At 69.6% G+C, this 2,368-nt stretch carries 3 protein-coding genes; 2 read left to right on the forward strand and 1 reads right to left on the reverse strand.

Annotation, left to right across the window (positions count from 1 at the left end; translation table 11 throughout):
• The first annotated feature begins 407 nt into the window (after positions 1 to 407).
• Complete coding sequence (gene ssb, locus ABFC67_RS09425) at positions 408 to 776, forward strand: single-stranded DNA-binding protein (RefSeq protein WP_346737758.1); 369 nt, start codon at positions 408 to 410, stop codon at positions 774 to 776.
• Here ssb and ABFC67_RS09430 read toward each other — a convergent pair.
• On the reverse strand, positions 752 to 1,762 hold the full coding sequence (locus tag ABFC67_RS09430; RefSeq protein ID WP_346737759.1) for a tyrosine-type recombinase/integrase: 1,011 nt from the start codon (positions 1,760 to 1,762) through the stop codon (positions 752 to 754). The genes ssb and ABFC67_RS09430 overlap by 25 nt on opposite strands.
• Before the next feature lie 220 nt (positions 1,763 to 1,982).
• Here ABFC67_RS09430 and ABFC67_RS09435 point away from each other — a divergent pair.
• On the forward strand, positions 1,983 to 2,368 hold a 386-nt coding region (locus ABFC67_RS09435), incomplete at its 3' end, for a hypothetical protein (RefSeq protein ID WP_346737760.1).

Genomic DNA, 2,368 nt, shown 5'->3' on the forward strand with positions numbered 1-2,368 from the left:
GAACGTTCGAATGCGGCGTTCGGTTCGCGCTCTGGTGCGCGCGGCAGAGCACGCCGCCGACTTGGGAGCGCGTGGCCGCGGCGTTCGAAGTCACGCGCTCCACCGCCTACCGCTACCTGCAGCGCTACCGCGACGCGTGTGGCCAGCACGCCTCGCCCTTGTCGGAGCACGACCATGCAGCACCGCTCACCACTCCCCACGGAAGACCGTGCCAACCTGGCGCGCTACGTATCCGCCTGCATCGAGGGCGCCGCCTCGGCCTTGCAGGCCGCACAGCGCGCCGCCCGGGCGGCGCGACTGGGTGGCGCATCCGAAGCGCTTGCCGTGGCTGAGAACGCCGCCCGGCGCGCACGCGTCCGCGCCCGGTCTGCGGAGCGTCGGCTCGCACGCAAGGAGGCGCGCGGCGTATGAGCGCACGTTCCCTCAACCGTGGCGAGCTGATCGGCAACCTTGGTTCCAGCCCCGAGGTGCGGTACACGGCGGACGGCAAGGCCGTGTGCGAGATCGGCGTGGCGACGACCGAACAGGTGCGGCGCGGCGACGATTGGATCAGCGAGACCGAATGGCACCGCGCGAAGTTCTGGGGCGCGTTGGCGGAGCGGCTGGGCAAGCACGGCCGCAAGGGCGCGCAGGTGTGGCTTGAGGGCCGGCTGCGCACCGAGAAGTGGACCGACCGCGACGGCGTGGACCGCTTCACCACCAAGATCGTCGTCGAGAACTTCTTCTTCCTCGGTGCTGCGCCCGAGTCCCATCATTCGGAGGGCTCGCGGGGATGAGGGCGACGGGCGCGCGGATGCTTGGCCATGGCTGCACGGAGGTGCCGCAGATCGGCGCCGACGTAGTGGCTCGTGGTCTGCACGTCCGCGTGCCCGAGCAGCTCCGCGATCGCCGTGATCGGCATGTCGTGCTCCAGAAGGTGCGTCGCCATGCTGGCGCGAAGCAGATGCGGGTAGTGCCCGGACCAAGGCCGCTGGGGCGTCTGTTTGGCCTGGCGCAGGCGCTCGACGCCTACGGCCAGCCCGAGCGCCTGCCGCGCGTAGCGCGTGACCACTTCCCATACGAAGGCGCCGCGCCTGATCGGACGGCCGCCGCGCGTGACCCACAGCGCGTCGGTCTTGCCAGGGCGCGTGGTGCCGCGCAGCTGCAGCCACATGGCCAGCGCCTCGCTCAACGGCGCGCCGAACGGCACATAGCGCGCCTTGCGGCCCTTGCCGACGACGTACAGCGTCCTGTCGGGCAGGATGCTGCTGATCTCCAGCGCGGCGCATTCGCTGGCGCGCAGGCCGGTGTCGTACAGCACCCGCAGGATCACGCGATCCCGCAGGCCCTCGAAGGTATCGAGCGGGGGCGCCTCGAGAAGCTGCCGCACCTGCGTCTCAGTAAGCCAACGGACCATCCGCCGGCGCCGCGCACGCCGTACCATCGGCAGCCGACGATGCTCGCCATCCGGAGCCAGCCCCAGCAGCGCGGCGAAGCGGTACCAGGCGCGAAGCGCCTTCACCTGCAGCGCGATGGTGGAGTCGCCCACGACGCGCCTACGCGCCGCCAGCCATTCGGCCAGGCGCTTGCCGTCGACGTGCCCGGGCGCACCGCCAACGTCGAACCAGGCGCGCAGCGCCGCCAGATACAGCCGCCGCGTGTGCGGCGATCGACCCAGAGCCAGCAGGTAGCGGTCAAACCGCGCCGCCGCGTCCTGCAGCTGTGGATCCTGACCATTCTCGGCATCAGCCGGGGCAGAGTGAACATAAGCGCGTGGTATCACGGGTTTTCGCCACAACGAGACCCGTCCAATGCACCTAAGCTGCTGAAAGTCCTATGCAAGTAACGGAACCCATCCGTTATTTTACATAATATGCATTGTTTTGGACTTATCGGCGGCGGCGGTGCTCAGGATGAGCAGTGCTGTCCAACGATCGCCTGCGCCGCTCGCAGCGGCGCACCATTGATCCTACATCGCACCCCATCGAGGGCAATGAAGCGGCGTGCTCACCCGCGATGGGAGGGCGCGCCTGATGGCCGGCTGGTATCGCGCGCATCACGGGACGGTGTGCGACCCGAAGTGGCTCATCGTGTCGCGCCGCGCCGGCGAAGGCGCGACGCCTGGCCACGTCGCCGCCGTCTGGCATGCACTTCTCGAATACGCATCGCAGCAGCGGCCGCGCGGCCGCATCGGCGGCTTCAACACCAAGCCGGTTGCCGAGTTCTTTCGGTGGTCGCCAGCGCTCGTCGACGCTATCGTGGAGGCGCTGCGCGCCGAAGGCCTGCATGACGGCGATGCGCTGAACGCATGGTCGAAACGCCAGGGCGGGGCTGTCGATCGCACGGCGGCTGAACGCAAGCAGCGGCAGCGCGAACGCGAGCGCGCGCG

Source organism: Mizugakiibacter sp., from assembly GCF_039680435.1.
Classification (GTDB): Bacteria; Pseudomonadota; Gammaproteobacteria; order Xanthomonadales; family Rhodanobacteraceae; genus Mizugakiibacter.